At 74.3% G+C, this 16,546-nt stretch carries 14 protein-coding genes; 6 read left to right on the top strand and 8 right to left on the bottom strand.

The features are described from left to right. The first annotated feature begins 2 nt into the window (after nt 1-2). Nucleotides 3-3,200, top strand: coding sequence for an efflux RND transporter permease subunit (locus tag ACWPWV_RS11160; protein WP_454043061.1), 3,198 nt, complete (start codon nt 3-5; stop codon nt 3,198-3,200). A 185-nt stretch (nt 3,201-3,385) separates the two neighbouring features. On the opposite strand, the gene ACWPWV_RS11165 is transcribed toward ACWPWV_RS11160, so the two are convergent. From ACWPWV_RS11165 to ACWPWV_RS11180, 4 genes are read right to left on the bottom strand one after another with little or no spacing between them, the layout of a single operon-like run. Next, a complete protein-coding gene (locus ACWPWV_RS11165) occupies nt 3,386-4,120 on the bottom strand; it encodes a response regulator (protein WP_454043062.1) in 735 nt (244 codons plus the stop codon). After that, nucleotides 4,117-5,613 carry a sensor histidine kinase gene (locus tag ACWPWV_RS11170; protein ID WP_454043063.1) on the bottom strand — a complete coding sequence of 499 codons (1,497 nt, stop codon included), beginning with the start codon at nt 5,611-5,613 and terminating at the stop codon, nt 4,117-4,119. The genes ACWPWV_RS11165 and ACWPWV_RS11170 overlap by 4 nt, the downstream gene beginning before the upstream one ends. After that, complete coding sequence (locus tag ACWPWV_RS11175) at nt 5,610-6,455, bottom strand: ABC transporter permease subunit (RefSeq protein WP_454043064.1); 846 nt, start codon at nt 6,453-6,455, stop codon at nt 5,610-5,612. Before ACWPWV_RS11175 ends, ACWPWV_RS11170 begins: the two co-directional genes overlap by 4 nt. Further along, nucleotides 6,452-7,450 (bottom strand): ABC transporter ATP-binding protein, encoded by a 999-nt coding sequence (locus ACWPWV_RS11180; protein ID WP_454043065.1) that lies wholly within the window; start codon nt 7,448-7,450, stop codon nt 6,452-6,454. Before ACWPWV_RS11180 ends, ACWPWV_RS11175 begins: the two co-directional genes overlap by 4 nt. A 336-nt stretch (nt 7,451-7,786) precedes the next feature. Here ACWPWV_RS11180 and ACWPWV_RS11185 point away from each other — a divergent pair, with 336 nt between their 5' ends. Beyond that, nucleotides 7,787-8,671: a Bax inhibitor-1/YccA family protein gene (locus ACWPWV_RS11185; RefSeq protein ID WP_454043066.1), complete on the top strand. Its 885-nt coding sequence runs from the start codon at nt 7,787-7,789 to the stop codon at nt 8,669-8,671. Nucleotides 8,672-8,727: 56 nt separating this feature from the next. Next, nucleotides 8,728-9,195, top strand: coding sequence for a hypothetical protein (locus tag ACWPWV_RS11190; protein WP_454043067.1), 468 nt, complete (start codon nt 8,728-8,730; stop codon nt 9,193-9,195). A gap of 72 nt (nt 9,196-9,267) precedes the next feature. On the opposite strand, the gene ACWPWV_RS11195 is transcribed toward ACWPWV_RS11190, so the two are convergent. Continuing rightward, entirely contained in the window at nt 9,268-9,969 is a 702-nt protein-coding gene (locus ACWPWV_RS11195; protein ID WP_454043068.1) for a DUF5701 family protein, read from the bottom strand. Between the two features lie 154 nt (nt 9,970-10,123). Between ACWPWV_RS11195 and ACWPWV_RS11200 the strand changes: the two genes are divergently transcribed. Beyond that, a complete protein-coding gene (locus tag ACWPWV_RS11200) occupies nt 10,124-11,530 on the top strand; it encodes a cystathionine beta-synthase (RefSeq protein WP_454043069.1) in 1,407 nt (468 codons plus the stop codon). 181 nt (nt 11,531-11,711) lie between these two features. Here the strand turns inward: ACWPWV_RS11200 and ACWPWV_RS11205 are convergent, their stop codons facing one another. Beyond that, entirely contained in the window at nt 11,712-12,299 is a 588-nt protein-coding gene (locus tag ACWPWV_RS11205) for a TetR/AcrR family transcriptional regulator (RefSeq protein ID WP_454043070.1), read from the bottom strand. Further along, nucleotides 12,292-13,185 carry an alpha/beta fold hydrolase gene (locus tag ACWPWV_RS11210; protein ID WP_454043071.1) on the bottom strand — a complete coding sequence of 298 codons (894 nt, stop codon included), beginning with the start codon at nt 13,183-13,185 and terminating at the stop codon, nt 12,292-12,294. Before ACWPWV_RS11210 ends, ACWPWV_RS11205 begins: the two co-directional genes overlap by 8 nt. Nucleotides 13,186-13,324: 139 nt before the next feature. Between ACWPWV_RS11210 and ACWPWV_RS11215 the strand changes: the two genes are divergently transcribed. Beyond that, complete coding sequence (locus ACWPWV_RS11215; RefSeq protein ID WP_454043072.1) at nt 13,325-13,747, top strand: FKBP-type peptidyl-prolyl cis-trans isomerase; 423 nt, start codon at nt 13,325-13,327, stop codon at nt 13,745-13,747. Nucleotides 13,748-13,821: 74 nt separating this feature from the next. On the opposite strand, the gene ACWPWV_RS11220 is transcribed toward ACWPWV_RS11215, so the two are convergent. Beyond that, nucleotides 13,822-15,051 (bottom strand): class I SAM-dependent methyltransferase, encoded by a 1,230-nt coding sequence (locus ACWPWV_RS11220; protein ID WP_454043073.1) that lies wholly within the window; start codon nt 15,049-15,051, stop codon nt 13,822-13,824. 91 nt (nt 15,052-15,142) lie between these two features. On the opposite strand from ACWPWV_RS11220, the gene ACWPWV_RS11225 reads away from it, so the two are divergent. Further along, nucleotides 15,143-16,537, top strand: a complete 1,395-nt coding sequence (locus ACWPWV_RS11225) for a DUF2252 domain-containing protein (RefSeq protein ID WP_454043074.1) — start codon at nt 15,143-15,145, stop codon at nt 16,535-16,537. Nucleotides 16,538-16,546 lie beyond the last annotated feature (9 nt).

Raw genomic sequence — 16,546 nt, forward strand, 5'->3', positions numbered from 1 at the left:
CCGTGTCCCGACTTGCCCGGACGTCGCTCGCGAACCGAGCCGTCGTCGCCCTCGTCACGGTCGCGGCAGCGATCTTCGGCGTGGTCAGCCTCGGATCGCTCAAGCAGGAGCTCATCCCGTCGCTGCAGATCCCCGCGGCCGCCGTCGTCGCCGTCTACCCCGGGTCGGCGCCGGAGATCGTCGAGGACCAGGTCACCGAGCCGATCGAGGCCGCCGTCCAAGGGGTCGACGGGATCGCCGGCATCAGCTCGACCGCCTCGACGAGCCTGTCCGTCACGAGCGTCGAGCTCGACTACGGCACCGACATGGACGCCGCGAGCCAGCAGCTCCAGACCGCGGTCACGCGCATCCAGTCGCAGCTCCCGGCCGACGTCGAGCCGCAGGTCGTCACGGGCTCGATCGACGACCTCCCGGTCATCCAGCTCGCGGCCGCCGGCGCGGAGGGCAGCGAGGGCGACGCCGCGCTGGACGCCGCGGAGCTCGGCTCCGTCGTCGAGTCCGTGCTCGTGCCGCGGCTCGAGGAGATCGACGAGGTGCGCTCCGTCGCGGTGACCGGCATCGCGGACCGCGAGGTGCGCGTCGACCTCGACCCGCAGGCGCTCGCCGCGGCGGGAGTCTCGTCCGCCGACGTCTCCACGCTCCTCGACGACAACGGCGTCCAGATCCCCGGCGGCACCGTCGTCGAGGGCGACACCGAGCTCACCGTCCAGATCGGCGCGCAGATCACGTCGGTCGACGAGCTCGCGGCGCTCCCGCTCCAGGGCGCGGCGGGCGTCGTGCCGCTGGGCGACGTCGCGGAGGTCGCCGAGGTCGACGCCGACGCGACGTCGTACTCCCGGCTCGACGGCGAGCCGTCGCTCGCGATCGCCGTGACCAAGACCCCCGCGGGCAACACGGTCGAGATCTCGCACGCCGTCCAGGACGCGCTCACGGACCTCGACGAGGCGCTCGCCGACCAGGGCGTGCGCGTCGCCGTCGTGTTCGACCAGGCGCCGTTCATCGAGGAGTCGATCGAGGGCCTCGCGACGGAGGGCGGCCTCGGCCTGCTCTTCGCCGTCGTCGTCATCCTCCTGTTCCTCGCGTCGCTGCGCTCGACCCTCGTGTCCGCGATCTCCATCCCGCTGTCGCTGTGCGTGACCTTCATCGTGATGAACGCGACGGGCTACACCCTGAACATCCTCACCCTCGGCGCGATGACCGTCGCGATCGGCCGCGTCGTCGACGACTCCATCGTCGTCATCGAGAACATCAAGCGGCACCTGTCCTACGGCGAGCCGAAGCGCGAGGCGATCCTCACCGCCGTCCGCGAGGTCGGCGGCGCCATCACGTCCTCGACGATCTGCACCGTCGCGGTGTTCGCCCCCATCGCGCTCGTCGGCGGCATGGTCGGCGAGCTGTTCCGGCCCTTCGCCGTGACCGTCGCCATCGCGATGCTCGCGTCGCTGTTCGTCGCGCTGACCATCGTCCCGGTGCTCGCGTACTGGTTCATCAAGGCCCCGAAGGGCGTCGTGGAGCACGACGGGTCCGACGAGTCCGTCGCCCGGGCCGCCGAGGTCGCCGAGCGCACGCGCGCCGAGGCCGAGGCGAAGGAGCGCCGCGGGATCTGGCAGCGCGCCTACATGCCGACGCTGCGCGCGTCGCTGCGCCGCCCGGTCGTCACCCTCGCCGTCGCCGTGCTCGTCCTCGTCGGGACGCTCGCGCTCGTGCCGCGCCTCGAGACGAACTTCCTCGGTGACTCCGGCCAGGACACGCTCACGGTGACCGAGACGTTCGAGCCGGGCACCACGCTCGTCGCGCAGGACGAGGCGGCACGTACCGTCGAGGACGCGCTGCTCGGCCTCGACGAGGTCGAGACCGTCCAGACGACCGTCGGCCAGGGCGACGCCGCGGCGGCCGCCTTCTTCGGCGGAGGGTCCACGCCGCAGGCGACCTTCGCCGTCACGCTCGCCGACGACGCCGACGGCACCGCGGCGCAGGCCACGATCCGCGACGCCGTCGCCGACCTCGGCACCGACGCCACCACCGAGATCACCGTCGCGGGCGGCGAGGCGCTCATGGGCTCCTCGACCGTCGACCTCGTCGTGCGGACCACGGACCCCGACACGCTCGCCGACGCGGCGCAGCAGGTCCAGGACGCGGCCGAGGGCACGGACGGCGCCGTCGACGTCACCAACAACCTCGCCGCCGAGCAGTCGACGGTCCAGGTGAGCGTCGACCGCGACGCCGCGACCGCGGCGGGACTCACCGAGACCCAGCTCTCCGTGCTCGTCGCCTCGGTCATGTCGCCGATGCCGATCGGGAGCGTCGACCTCGGCGACGGCCCGGTGGACGTCGTCGTGTCGCAGGGCGAGGGTCCGGCGACGGTCGCCGAGCTCGAGGCGCTCGTCATCCCGGGCGCCGCGGGTCCCGTGCCGCTGACGTCGGTCGCCACGATCGAGGAGGTCGCCGTCCCGACGTCGATCACCCGCCTGGACGGCGAGCGCAGCGCGACCGTCTCCGTGACGCCGGCGGGCCAGGACCTCGGCTCCCTCACCGCCGCGCTCACCACGACGGTCGACGAGCTCGACCTCCCCGCCGGTGCGTCGGTGGAGATCGGTGGCGTCGCGGCCCAGCAGGAGGACGCGTTCGCCGACCTCGGCCTCGCCCTGCTCGCCGCCATCCTCATCGTCTACGTGGTGATGGTCGCGACGTTCCGCTCGCTCGTGCAGCCGCTCATCCTGCTCGTCTCCGTGCCGTTCGCGGCGACCGGTGCGCTGCTCCTGCTGCTGGCCACGTCGACCCCGCTCGGCGTGCCGTCGCTCATCGGGATGCTCATGCTCATCGGCATCGTCGTGTCCAACGCGATCGTGCTCATCGACCTCATCAACCAGTACCGCGAGCGCGGGCGCTCGCTCGACGACGCGGTGCTCGAGGGGTCGCGCAAGCGCCTGCGCCCGATCGTCATGACGGCTCTCGCGACGATCTTCGCGCTCACCCCCATGGCGCTCGGGATCACCGGCGGCGGCGCGTTCATCTCCCAGCCGCTCGCCCTCGTCGTCATCGGCGGGCTGATCAGCTCGACGCTGCTCACGCTCGTGGTGGTGCCGGTGCTGTACCTGCTCGTCGAGCGCCGCGGCGAGAAGCGCCGGGCTCGACGGGCGGCGAAGGCCCAGGAGTCCGTGCGGGCGGAGCCCGAGACGGTGGTCGCGGCGCAGGCCTAGGTCCGGTCGGGTCCGCGGGCGGTGCGCCGTCGGTGCTCGGGCCGGCCGCACCGTCACCTCCGGCGGTCGGCGGTCCGCTTCAGGAGCGCGGCCTCGACGCCCTGCGCATCCGACGTCGCACCGCCCGCTCGGCCGTCGTCCCACCCCCGCACGGCCGGTCGGAACACCACGACGCGACCACGGACTCAGGACGGCCGGGCGACGCCCGTCTCGTACGCCAGCACGACGGCCTGGACGCGGTCGCGCAGGCCGAGCTTGCCCAGCACGCGGCCGACGTGCGTCTTGACCGTGGCCTCCGAGAGCACGAACCGCTCGGCGATCTCGGCGTTCGTCAGACCCTCGCCGAGCGCCTCGAACACCTCGAGCTCCCGGGCCGTGAGGTGGGACAGGCGGGGGTCGTCGCGGCCCGTCGCGGCCGTCGAGGGCGCCGCGCCGTCCTGCGGGAGCTGGCCCGAGAACATCTCGAGCATCCGGCGGGTGATGCGCGGCGACATGGCGGCGTCGCCGCTCGCGACGGCACGGATCGCCCCGACGAGCTCGCCCGGCTTCGCGTCCTTGAGGAGGAACCCGCTCGCCCCGGCGCGCAGCGCCGAGAACGCGTACTCGTCGAGGTCGAACGTCGTGAGGATGATGACCCGCGACGACGGCGTCTCGGCGACGATCCGTTCCGTCGCCTCGATCCCGTTCGTGCCCGGCATGCGGACGTCCATGAGCACGACGTCGGGGCGCAGCGCCGACGCCTGCGCGACCCCGGTGGCGCCGTCCCCGGCCTCGCCGACGACCTCGATGTCGTCCTCGGCCGCGAGGATCATGCGGAAGCCCATGCGCAGGAGCGCCTGGTCGTCGACGAGCAGCACGCGGATCGTGCTCGCTGCTGCCGTCCCGTCGTCGTGGCCCACTGGCTCTCCCGTCCCCGTCATCGATGGTCCCCGTCGAGCCGCAGGCGCGCCACGACCTCCCAGCCGTCACCGACCGGACCGGCCGTCACGCTACCCCCGTGCACGGCCGCCCTCTCGCGCATCCCGATGATCCCGCGCCCGGTCCCCACGGGGACGTCGGCCGGGTGGTGCGCCGCGACGGAGGGCGGGAGGGCCCGGTCGTCCGCGTCCGTCCCCTCGCCGGGCCGGCGCCCGGACCTGTTGACCACGCGCAGCTCGAGCCAGTCGCCCTCGCGCGACCCGGTGCGGTCCCAGCGGACCACCTCCACGAGCACGATCGGCGACAGCGGCGCGTACCGGATCACGTTGGTCAGCGCCTCCTGCACGATGCGGTGCACGGCCTGGCGCAGGGTGGGCTCGAGCGTCGGCTGAGGGCCGCGGCGGACGAGGCGCACCGGCAGACCGGCGGTCCGGTACCGCTCGATGATGTCCTCGAGCTCGGTCGGTTCGTGCGTCGGCGCGAGCGGCGCCGTCGTCGTCCCGGCACCGGGCTCGCGCAGGACGCCGAGGACGCGGCGCATGTCGGCGAGCGCGGCGCGTCCGGTCTCGGTGAGCTCGTCGAGGGCGTGCCCGGCGAGCTCGGGATGCTTGGCGCCGGACGCCTTCGCGCCGTCGGCCAGCGCGACCATGACGGTGATGGAGTGCGCGACGACGTCGTGCATCTCGCGCGCGATGCGCGTGCGCTCCGCGGCGACGGCGAGCTGTGCCTGCTGGTCGCGGTCGCGCGCGAGCGAGTTGGCGCGCTCGACGAGATCGGCCACGTGCTGGCGCCGGGCCCGCACGTTGGAGCCGACGGCCATGGCGACCAGGCACAGGATCGTCGTGACGAGGACGCTCACGACCCGGTCGACCGTGGGCTCGCCGGGTGCGGCGCTCGTCCGCACGAACTCGCCGTCCGGGGTGGTGCTCATGTGGTACCAGAGGAGGGTCGCCGTCGAGATCGGCAGCACCACGGCCGCGAGCGTCGGCCACGCGACCCGGGGGGACCGTGCCGCCGCGACCGCGTAGACGGCGAACATCGCGGCGACCTCGTACCCCGCGGTGTCGCCCGTCACGCCGATGGCGGCGCAGCCCAGCGCAGTGACGGCGAGAGCGACGGTCACCGGCCGGCGGCGCCGCCACAGCAGCGCGGCGCCCCCGGCGAGCGAGAACGCGAGCACCGCGAGGTCCGAGCCGGCGCCCTCGGGCATCGCGAGCGCGTAGAACAGGCCCGGCACGACGAAGAGCCCCACGACGACCCAGTCCATGACGCGCGGGTGCTGGGCGAAGTAGCGGCGGACCGGCCCGAGGCGACGGGCGTCGAGCTCCGTGAACGGCTGCGGCGCGGGTCGCATCGCGAGCGTGCGCGGCGCGTCCGGCCGGGGCGAGGGCTGTACGGGCTGCGGGGGCTGAGCGGCGTCGGAGCGCGCGGCGGCCGACGCCGGACGAGCGGTGGGCTCGTCCGGCGTCGGCAGGGTGGTGTCCGGCGTGGTCACGCGTCCCGGCGCTTGAGCACGAACGCCGCGACGCCGAGCGACAGGACGGCCCAGCCGGCCATCGCCGCGGTGGCGGCGCCCGGTGAGAGGACCTCCACCATCCCGGCGTCGGCCTCGTTGACGGTCATCATGGCGGTGGCCAGGTTCATCGGGAGGAACTTCTCGACGTCGCGGACCCAGTCCTGCGACAGGAAGCTCGCGACGAGCGGGAGGACGAAGAGGAACGCGACGAGCGTGAAGATGCTGCCGGCGGAGTGGCGCATGATCGTCCCGACGCCGACCGCGAGCAGGGCCACGAGGGCGAGGTAGCCCGCGCACGCGAGGATCACGCGCTGGACGACGGGGTCGCCGAGGTCGGGGACGAGGTCGTTGCCCGACAGCATCGGCGCGGTCGCGAGGTAGGACAGCGCGACACCGAGGAGCCCGACGACGAACGTCACGACGCCGATGATCCCGGCCTTGGCCCACAGCGCGGGCAGACGGGTCGGGACGGCGGCGAGCGTCGAGCGGATCATGCCCGTCGAGTACTCGCCCGTGATGACCAGCGCGCCGAGGACGGCCACGGACAGCTGGGCGAAGATGTAGCCGAGGACGATCGCCTGGACCGTCGAGATGTTGCCCATCTCCGCAGCCATCTCGGGCGTGTCCGCCGCGAAGTTGAGCGACGCGGCCATCGACAGGCTGAACAGCACCATGACGACGATCGTCGTGCCGATGGTCCACCACGTGGAGCGCAGCGAGCGGAACTTGATCCACTCGGAGCGGAGCACGTGGCCGAGGCCGAGCCGGTAGGGGGTGGCGCGGGTCGCCGTCGGGCTGGGGGAGACTGCTGCGGCGGTCATCGCTGCGCTCCTTCGGGGGTCTGGACGGGCGCGTCCTGCGCGACGCCGGCCGGGGAGGCGCCCGCGGCGCCGTGCCCGACGTGGATCTGCGCGGACTCGGTCTGGTACTCGACGGAGTCGGCCGTGAGGGCCATGTACGCGTCCTCGAGCGTGGACGCGACGGGCGTGAGCTCGTGGAGCACGAAGCCCTGCGCGGCGGCGAGCTCGCCGATGCCGGCGGCGTCGGCGCCCGAGACGACGAGCAGGCTGGGCTCGTCGCTCGTGACGGTCGAGCCGTCGCGCGTGAGGAGCTCGGCGAGCTGGGTGGCGTGCGGCGTCCGGACACGGACGCTGCGCTGCTGGGTCCCGTTGACGATGTCGCCCACGGGGGCGTCCGCGATGATGCGGCCCTTGCCGATGACGACGATGTGGTCCGCGGTCACGGCGACCTCGCTCATGAGGTGGCTCGAGAGGAAGACCGTGCGGCCCTCCGACGCGAGGTACTTCGCGAGGTTGCGGACCCACAGGACGCCCTCGGGGTCGAGGCCGTTGACCGGCTCGTCGAGGATCAGCGTCTTCGGGTCGCCGAGCAGCGCGGAGGCGATGCCGAGGCGCTGCCCCATGCCGAGCGAGAAGCCGCCGACGCGCTTCTTCGCGACCGACTGCAGGCCGGTCATCTCGATGACCTCGTCGATGCGCTTGGTCGGGATGCCGTGCGTCGCGGCCATCGCGCGGAGGTGGTTGTAGGCGGAGCGCCCGGTGTGGACCGCCTTCGCGTCGAGCAGCGCGCCCACCTCGGTGAGAGGGGAGCGGTGCTGCGCGTACGGGCGTCCGTTGACCGTGACGGTCCCGGCGGTGGGGCGGTCCAGGCCCATGATCATGCGCATGGTCGTGGACTTGCCGGCGCCGTTCGGGCCGAGGAACCCGGTGACGGTCCCGGGCTGGACGGTGAACGAGATGCCGTCCACCGCCGTCTTGGGCCCGTACCGCTTGGTCAGGCCGCGTGCTTCGATCATGGCTGCCCCTTCCAGGGTGCTGCGCGGGCCGAGGGCCCGCTGGGTGCGTCGTGGCGTCGTCGTCGAGCCTAGGTCCGGTGCCCGACGCCGGACAGCCACCTTCCGGCGTATGTTCGGCGCCCGGCGGGTCGCGCGGCGTACCCCGTGCGGGGTACGTCGGTCAGGGTGCGTGGTCCCCGCGGCGCACCGGCCGCGGCGCGTGATCACCCGCGGGAACAGTGACCGGGACTCGCACGTTCCGTAGGATGAACGTCAGGCCAGCGACACCCGACTCGAGGCAGGAACGCCGATGACGAGGCCCGCTGCGAGAGTGGACGCCGCGACCAGGAGGAGCTCATGAGCAACCCCGTCTTCAACAACAGCGCGGTCTTCGGTGATCCGAAGAACCAGCGCGGAGGGGCCGCCACCCAGGCGGGACCCGCCTACGGCACGCCGCCGGCGCAGGGCCAGAACCCCGCGTACGGCACGCCGCCCCAGGGTGCCCAGTGGGGCCAGCACGGCGCGCAGGCCGCCGACGCGGCCACGCTGAACCAGATGTACGACGCGCCCGCGGCGACGACCGCGGACACCAAGCGCCTCACCTACGACGACGTCATCATGAAGACGGGCGGCCTGCTCGCGCTGCTCGTCGTCGTGGGCGCCGCGACGTGGCTGCTCGCACCGGGCCTCTGGCCGATCGGCGCGATCGCCGGCCTCGTGCTCGGTCTCGTCAACGCGTTCAAGCGCAACCCGAGCCCGCTCCTCATCACGCTGTACACGGTCGCCCAGGGTGTCTTCCTCGGCGGCATCAGCGCCTACTACGAGAGCTTCTACGACGGCGTCGTGCCGTCGGCCGTCGTCGCGACGGTCGCGACCTTCGCCGCGGCGCTCCTGCTGTTCCGCTCCGGCAAGGTGCGGGTCACGCCGAAGTTCACGCGCTGGCTCCTCATCGCGATGGTCGGCTACCTCGCCTTCTCCCTCGTCAACGTCGTGCTGCTCATGTTCGGCGCGCTCGACGGGTGGGGCCTGCGCGGCGGCACGCTCGGCATCGTCATCAGCCTCGTCGCCGTGGGTCTCGCGGCGGCGTCTCTCATCGTCGACTTCGACTCGATCAAGCGCGGCGTCGAGGGCGGCGTGCCGGCCAAGTTCGCGTGGTCGGCGGCGTTCGGCCTGCTCGTGACGCTGATCTGGCTCTACCTCGAGTTCCTGCGCCTCTTCGCCATCCTGCAGAGCAGCGACTGACGGTGGCGCGAGACTCACGCGGACCGGCACCCGCGGCGGAGACCCCTCCGCCGCGGGTGCCGGTCTTTGTCGCCGGCCTGGCCGTCGCCGCGGCGGCGATGCTCGCCGTCCAGGTGCTCTACATGGTGCTGTCCGGGGCGCCGCCCGCGTACCTGCCGTTCGCCGCGCTCCTCGTCCTGCTCAGCGTCCCGACCGCCGGCGCAGCCGTCGCGTGGCTGGGCACCCGGGTCACGAAGGGTGCGTCCGACGGGCGTGCCGCGCTCGTCTTCGCCGGCCTGGGGCTCGTCGCGGGCGCCCTGTGGGGATCGCTCCTCGCGGGCGGCCTCGCGAACCAGCTCGCCGACGCGGGGGCGAGCAGCGGTGGGGCGCTCGTCGCCGGGGCCGCGCTCGTCGTCGGGATCACGGCGGCGGTCGGCGCGGGGCTGGGCCGCCTCACCGCGCGCGAGGCGTCGGGCCGCCCGCTGCTCGTCGTCGTGCTCGGTGTCGCCGTGGTCCTCGTCGCGCTGCTGGGCTTCCTCGGCTGACCCCTGAGTGCATGAAATAGTCGCGGTCGGAGCCTCCGACCGCGACTATTTCATGCACTCAGCGGGTGGTGGTCAGGTGGGCAGACCCCCGCGGGAGGCGGCCGAGGCGAAGCCGAGCCACGTGTGCCGGTTGCCCGCCCAGCACCAGCCGACCTTGGGCGCGCCACGGCGCTCGCTCCCGTCGCGCCCCGTGCCGTTCGAGATCCAGATCGCGGGCGTGCGGGTGTCGAGCGACCCGCCGGGCTTGCGCAGGCGCGAGCCGATCGTCATGTAGCACCGGTTGCGCTCGACGACGTCCGGTACCTGGAGCGCCCAGTGGATGCCCTCGGCGAGCAGCAACGGGGTGCGGCCGCGCGCAGTGATCTCCGGGAGCGCCTCGTCGGGGGACCAGTTCGCCAGGTCGTCGCCGCGGTCGAGGTCGGTGACGGCGTAGACGGCGCCCTCGGGCACGTCGAGCCCGTCGATCGGGGTGAAGCGGTCGACGTCGTCCATGTCCACGACGACGAAGCCCTCCTTCTCGCCGCCGCGCACGGGCAGCCGCAGCAGCGGGGCGAGGCTCGACGGCGGCGCGAGCCGCGGGTCGACGACGAGCAGCGAGCCGGCCGGCGCGGTGGCCGCGAGCTCGGCCGCCGCGGCGACGAGCGCCCGCTCGCCGAGCCCGGCGAGCGCGGGCACGCCGAGCGCGACGAGGCGGTACGCCTGGTCGGTGAGCGGGGGCAGGGGAGCGGTCGCGGGAACGGTCGCAGGAGCGGCGGTGGGGCTGGTCGCGGTCACGGGGCACCTCTCGGTCGTGGGCTGGCCGAGACGTCCAACGTTCTACACCGTACGGAAATTCCCGACGCGCGGGCGACCGGTGTCGCGCGGCGTCGGACCGCGGCTCAGGTCCGCGCGTTCGGTGCGGCACCCGGGGATCGGCGATGATCGGGGGATGAGATACGCAGAGCACATCTCCGAGCTCGTCGGCGGCACCCCGCTCGTCAGGCTGACCCGCGTCACGGAAGGACTGTCGGCGACGATCCTCGCCAAGGTCGAGTACGTGAACCCCGGCGGTTCCGTGAAGGACCGCATCGCGCTCAAGATGGTCGAGGCCGCCGAGGCGTCGGGCGAGCTGCGGCCGGGCGGCACGATCGTCGAGCCGACGTCCGGCAACACCGGCGTCGGGCTCGCGCTCGTCGCGCAGCGCAAGGGCTACGACTGCGTGTTCGTGTGCCCCGACAAGGTGAGCCAGGACAAGCGCGACGTCCTGCGCGCGTACGGCGCCCGCGTCGTCGTGACGCCCACGGCCGTCGCGCCGGACCACCCCGACTCCTACTACTCCGTCTCCGACCGGCTGGTGCAGGAGATCCCGGGCGCGTGGAAGCCCAACCAGTACGCCAACCAGAACGGGCCGCTGTCGCACTACGAGTCGACCGGGCCGGAGATCTGGTCGGACACCGACGGCAGGGTCACGCACTTCGTGACCGGTGTCGGCACGGGCGGCACCATCACCGGGACCGGACGGTTCCTCCACGAGGCCTCGGCGGACCGCAGCGCGGAGGACGGCGGCCGGGTCCGCGTCGTCGGCGCCGACCCGGCCGGCTCGGTGTACTCGGGCGGCGACGGGCGCCCGTACCTCGTCGAGGGCGTCGGGGAGGACTTCTGGCCGACGGCGTACGACCCGGCGGTCCCCGACGAGGTGATCGCCGTGAGCGACGCCGACTCCTTCGCCATGACCCGGCGTCTCGCGCGCGAGGAGGGGCTGCTCGTGGGCGGCTCGTGCGGCATGGCGGTCGAGGCGACGCTGCGGCTCGCGCGCCGGCTCGAGGACGAGGACCCCGAGGCCGCGGCCCGCGCCGTGATCGTGGTGCTCCTGCCCGACGGCGGTCGGGGCTACATGTCGAAGATCTTCGACGACGCCTGGATGCGCTCGTACGGCTTCCTCCCGGCGGAGGACGGCGTCACCGCGGGCGACGTGCTGCGCGCGAAGGGCGGGCGCCTGCCCGACCTCGTGCACACCCACCCCAACGAGACCGTGCGCGACGCGATCGAGATCCTGCGCGAGTACGGCGTCTCCCAGATGCCGGTCGTCGGTGCGGAGCCGCCCGTGAAGATCGGCGAGGTCGCGGGGTCGGTCAGCGAGCGGGAGCTGCTCGACGCCGTCTTCTCGGGCCGGGCGTCGCTCGCCGACCGCGTGGACAAGCACATGGAGGCACGGTTCCCGCTCATCGGCGCCGGCGAGGGCGTCGACGCGATCAGGGAGGCGCTGCACGACGCCGACGCGCTGCTCGTCGTCGAGGACGGCGACCCCGCGGGCGTGCTCACGCGCCACGACCTCCTGGGCTTCCTCGCGTCCTGACGGGCGAGCACGGGGTGGGCGCCGTCCCCGGGAGGGGGCGCCGACCCCGTGCTCGACCCCGGGCCGGCGCCTCGCTCGCCGGGCTCTGCTTCGGCGCCGGGACGTTCGGCGTCCGGGCCGTCGCCGCCGCAGCGACCCGACCGGGCACCGCATCCGGCGGCGCACCGGCGCTGCGGGTTCGTCAGCGCTGCGGGAGCGTCTCGAGGCCCGCGAGGATCATCGCGACGTGGGTCGCGAAGCTCGTGTCGAGGTCGTCGGGGAGGCGGTAGCCGCCGCCGAGCTCGAGCGTCACGAAGCCGTGCACGCTCGCCCGCAGAGAGCGGATCGCGTCGATCGTGCGGTCGGCGGGCAGGTCGAAGCCGCGCAGCACGGCGGCGACGACCCGCACGCTGCGGGCCGCCGCCTCGGCGAGCGGTGCGGCGGCGGGGTCGTCCGGGTCCGGGGCGACCTGCGACGCCGCGTAGCGGCCCGGGCGGGACCGCGCGAGGTCGCGGATCGCGTGCGCGAGCGCGACGACGGCGGCGGGGCCGGAGAGGCCGACGGTCGCGTCGGTCATGGCGCGCGTGAGGTCCTCGACGCAGACGACCGAGACGTCGCGCCGCAGCTCCGCGAGCGACGCGACGTGCTTGTAGAGGCTGGGCGTCGCCACGCCGGCCCGGGCCGCGACCTTCGCGAGCGAGAGCTCGGCGAAGCCGGTCGGGCCGCCGCCGTCGACGAGCTCGAGCGCGACCCGGACCACGGCGTCGCGCGACAGCCCGGCCCTAGCCACGGTCGCCGCCGCGGGCCGCACCCTGCTCGTCGGTCGCGCGGTGGGTCGCGGCGCCCGGCAGACCGGCGAGGAACGCGAGGGTCGCCTCCAGGACCTCGGCGGGGGCCTGGAGCTGCGGGTAGTGGCCCACCTCGGGCAGGACGAGCGTCGTCGCACCCAGCGACTCCTCGGCCCAGGTCGCCTCGGCGACCGGGTCGGCGTAGTCGGGGTCGAGCGCGCCGTAGACCGCGAGCGCGGGCGCCTGCACGCGGGCGACGCGCGGCTCGACCACCGAGTGGTCGAGCTGCAGGGTCAGGTGCCGGAACGAGCGGAGCCGCCCGGGCTCGGCGAGGTTGGCGCGGATCGCCGCCTGGTGGGCCGGGAGCCGCGCGGGCCGGCGGCCCTTGACGAGCGTCCCGTAGAAGGCCGCCCAGGCCGCCGCGCCCCACGGCCGCACGAAGAGCACGCGGTACACGAGCCGCAGGATGCGTCGCTTCGCGGGCGAGGCCGGCTCGCGCAGGAACCCGTCGAGGAGGACCAGGCCCCGCACGAGGTCCGGGCGGTCGGCGGCGGCGACGACGGCGGCAGAGGCGGCCATCGAGCTCCCGAGCAGCACCGCCGGTCCGGCGTCGAGGTGCTCGACGAGCGCGAGGTAGTCCGACGCGGTGGCCTCGTCGCCGTGCGTGGCGAAGGTGGTGTCGCTGTCGCCGTGCCCGCGCAGGTCCATGACGGCGACCCGGTACCCGGCGGCGACGAGGCCGGGCACGACGTCGTCGTAGGTCGCGCGGAGGTCGCCCATGCCGGGCGCCGCCACGACGAGCGGGCCCGCGCCCTCGTCGGTGTACGCGAGACGCCCGGCGGGCCGCGCGAGGCGGTGGACGGGAGGAGTGCTCTGGCGCATGGTCATAGCGGAAAGGCTAATCCTATTAGCCAGATACCGCAAGGGTCCGCCGCACGAGCTCTCCGGGCCTGGTCGGTGCGCCCCGCGTAAGGTGGTCGGGCCGCATGCGCGCGCGATCCCCAGCTCACCGACGAGAGGCATCCTCGTGACCGACCAGCCCGCCGAGCAGAACGTCCTGCCCTCCGCCTCCGGCTCCTTCGGCGACAAGCCGACCCTGACGTTCCCGGAGTCCGGAGCGCCCGACGGCCTCCAGGTCGTCGTGCTGTCCGAGGGGGACGGCCCGGCCGTGACCCCCGGCCGCAACATCGTCGTCCACTACCTCGGCCAGACGTGGGGCGGCCAGGTGTTCGACAACTCCTACGACCGCGGCGACACCATCGCGTTCCCCATCGGCGTCGGCGCGGTCATCGGCGGCTGGGACAAGGGCCTCGTCGGGCAGAACGTCGGCTCGCGCGTGCTCCTCTCGATCCCGCCGGAGCACGGCTACGGCCAGCGTGGCGTCCCGGACGCGGGCATCGGGGGCACCGACACGCTCGTCTTCGTGGTCGACGTCGTCGACGTGCAGTGACGACGAGCTGACCGGGAGCTGACCGAGCGGGGGCGCCGTCCGCGGGGCTGGCCCCGTCGAACCGTCCCCGGCGCTCAGCGGCGCGTGCTGCGGGTGACCGTGAAGCGTCGGTCCCGCCCGACCTGGACGGTCGGGCCGACCGCGCGCTCGAGCGCCGGGCGGTAGCGCAGGTGCGAGTTGCCCACGCACCAGAGCTCGCCGCCCGGCCGCAGCACGCGGCCCGCTGTCGCGAACATCCGGTGCGCGGCGTCCGTCCGCAGCGCGGCGCCCTCGTGGAACGGCGGGTTGAGGAGCACGACGTCGGCGCTCGCGTCCGCGAGGGACGTGCCCGCGTCGTCCCGGACGACGCGCACGCGGTCGCCGACGCCGTTGGCGCGCGCCGTGAGCGCGGCGGACCGCACCGCCGCGTCCGAGCGGTCCGCCGCGACGACGCGCGCCGCGGGCCAGCGCCGGGCGGCCCAGGCCGCCAGGATCCCCGTCCCGCAGCCCAGGTCGACGACGTCGCGCGGGTCGGCCGTGCCGCTCGCGCTGCCTCCGGACGCGCCGCCCGGGTCCGCCACGGCGCTCGAGAGCTCGCGGTCGAGCTGCTCGATGAGGAACCGGGTGCCGAGGTCGAGGCTCGGACCGGCGAACGCCGCGCCGTACGCCGCGACCGCGAGCCCCACGTCGGGCAGGTCGACGGTGACGGGAAACGTGAAGGGGGTCCCCGCCGCGGGCACCCGGGGCTCGCGGGCGACCAGGACGCGGGACTTGCCGCGCGCGAGGCTCGCGCGCACGTCGGCGAACGACTCGCCCAGCACGGCGTTCATCGCCGGCGTCATGTGCTTGACGCGAGCCCCCGCGAGCAGGATGACGCCGGGGTCGGCCTCGCGCGCGACGTGCTCCGCGACGTCGCGCAGCGCGGCGAGCCCGCGCGGGAGGCGCAGGAGGACGACGCGCGCCCCGGCGAGCAGGCCCGGGCCCAGCGCGTGCTGCTCGTAGGCGCCCTCCCTCCCGGTGGACGCCGCGTTCCTCGCGAGGGCGGCCTCGGCGGTGCACGCGTCCTGGTGCACCCGCACGGCGCCGTCGGCCGGGCGCGCGACCAGGGTCGCGGCGCCCAGCGTGAGCGCGCCGAACCGGTCGTCGACGACCGCCACCTCGCCCGCCCGCACCGCTCCGAGCCACGGGGCCGCCTCGTCGAGCAGCAGGCGGTCCGCGGCGTCCACCGCGACGGGCGAGTCCTCGCGCCGAGGTCCCAGGTCGTCGGTGCGCAGCCGGGCGAGCAGGTCGTCGAGGTCTGCCGGGTCCGCGGGGGAGGTCGTCACGACGACCAGTCTCGCGCACGGCCGAGCCCCGCAGCGCGGCGCGGGGCTTCCCGCGCTAGCGTGCGTCCAGGTCCTCAGGAGGAGGCGATCCATGGACGTGCCGAGGACGCTCGTCGAGTCACGAGCCGCCGGTCGTGCGCTGCGCGACCGCGTGCCCCGCCGGTCCGAGGGACAGCTGGTCCTCCCGGAGCGCGACCCCGTCGCCGTCATCGAGGAGCAGAACCGCGACCGGCTGCAGGAGCTCGTGCCGCTCCGCATCGGGCGCATGCTCGAGTCCCCGTTCGCGTTCTACCGCGGCACGGCCGCCACGATGGCGCACGACCTGCGCGACGCGCCCCGGACCGGGGTGCACGTCGTGGCGTGCGGCGACGCGCACGTGTCCAACTTCGGGCTGTTCGCCTCGCCCGAGCGACGGGTCGTGTTCGACCTCAACGACTTCGACGAGGCGTGCGACGCGCCGTGGGAGTGGGACGTCAAGCGGCTGGCCGCGAGCATGTACGTGGGCGGGCGGGACAAGGGCATGTCCGAGGCGGAGTGCGGCGACGCGGCCCGGCAGTCCGTGCGCGGCTACCGCGAGGCGCTGGCCGAGCTCTTCGCGCGCAGCGCCCTCGAGCGCTTCGCGTTCCAGGTCGACACGGACACGATCGAACCCTTCCTGCTCAAGGAGGGGCGCGCGGAGATGCGCCGCACGGTGCGCAAGGCGCGCCGGCGCACGTCGGAGCAGGTGGTCCAGAAGATCACGGCGCGCACGGCGGACGGCGGTCAGCGGATCGTCGACCAGCCCCCCGTGACGCAGCACGTCGACATCGCGAGCGTCGAGGAGCTGACCGGCCTGTTCGAGAGCTACCGCGAGCCGCTGCGTGCCGACGTGCGGCTCCTGCTCGGCCAGTTCACCCTCGTCGACTTCGTGCTGCGCGTGGTCGGCGTGGGCAGCGTCGGGACCCGCTGCTACATCCTCCTGCTCGAGGGCCCCTCGGGCGAGCCGCTGGTGCTGCAGGTCAAGGAGGCGATGACGTCGGTCCTGTCCCGGTACGGCGGCATGCCGGACGCGCTGCCGGCGGACCTCGCGCCGGTCGGGGACGTACCCTCCCAGGGCCGGCGCGTCGTGGCGGCCCAGCGGATCCTGCAGGCGCACTCCGACCCGTTCCTCGGCTGGGTCGCCGTCGAGGCGCCCGAGCGCACGGGGCGGCCGCGGACGGACTTCTTCTGGCGTCAGTTCCGCGACATGAAGGGGTCCGTGGAGCTCGACCGCCTCGCTCCGCACCAGCTCACGCGGTACGGCGAGCTGTGCGGCCGCGTCCTCGCCCGCGCGCACAGCCAGTCGCCGGGAGCGCGGGTCGCCCTCGGGTACCTGGGCCGTTCCGAGGCGTACGACGAGGCCATCGCGCGCTGGTCGCGCGCCTACGCGGACGTCGTCGAGCAGGACTACGCGGCGCTCGAGGCCGCCGCTGCGTCCGGTCGCGTCCCGGCCGAGCGGGGCACGTGACGGCACGGC

The sequence above is a fragment of the Cellulosimicrobium sp. Marseille-Q8652 genome, assembly GCF_965112045.1.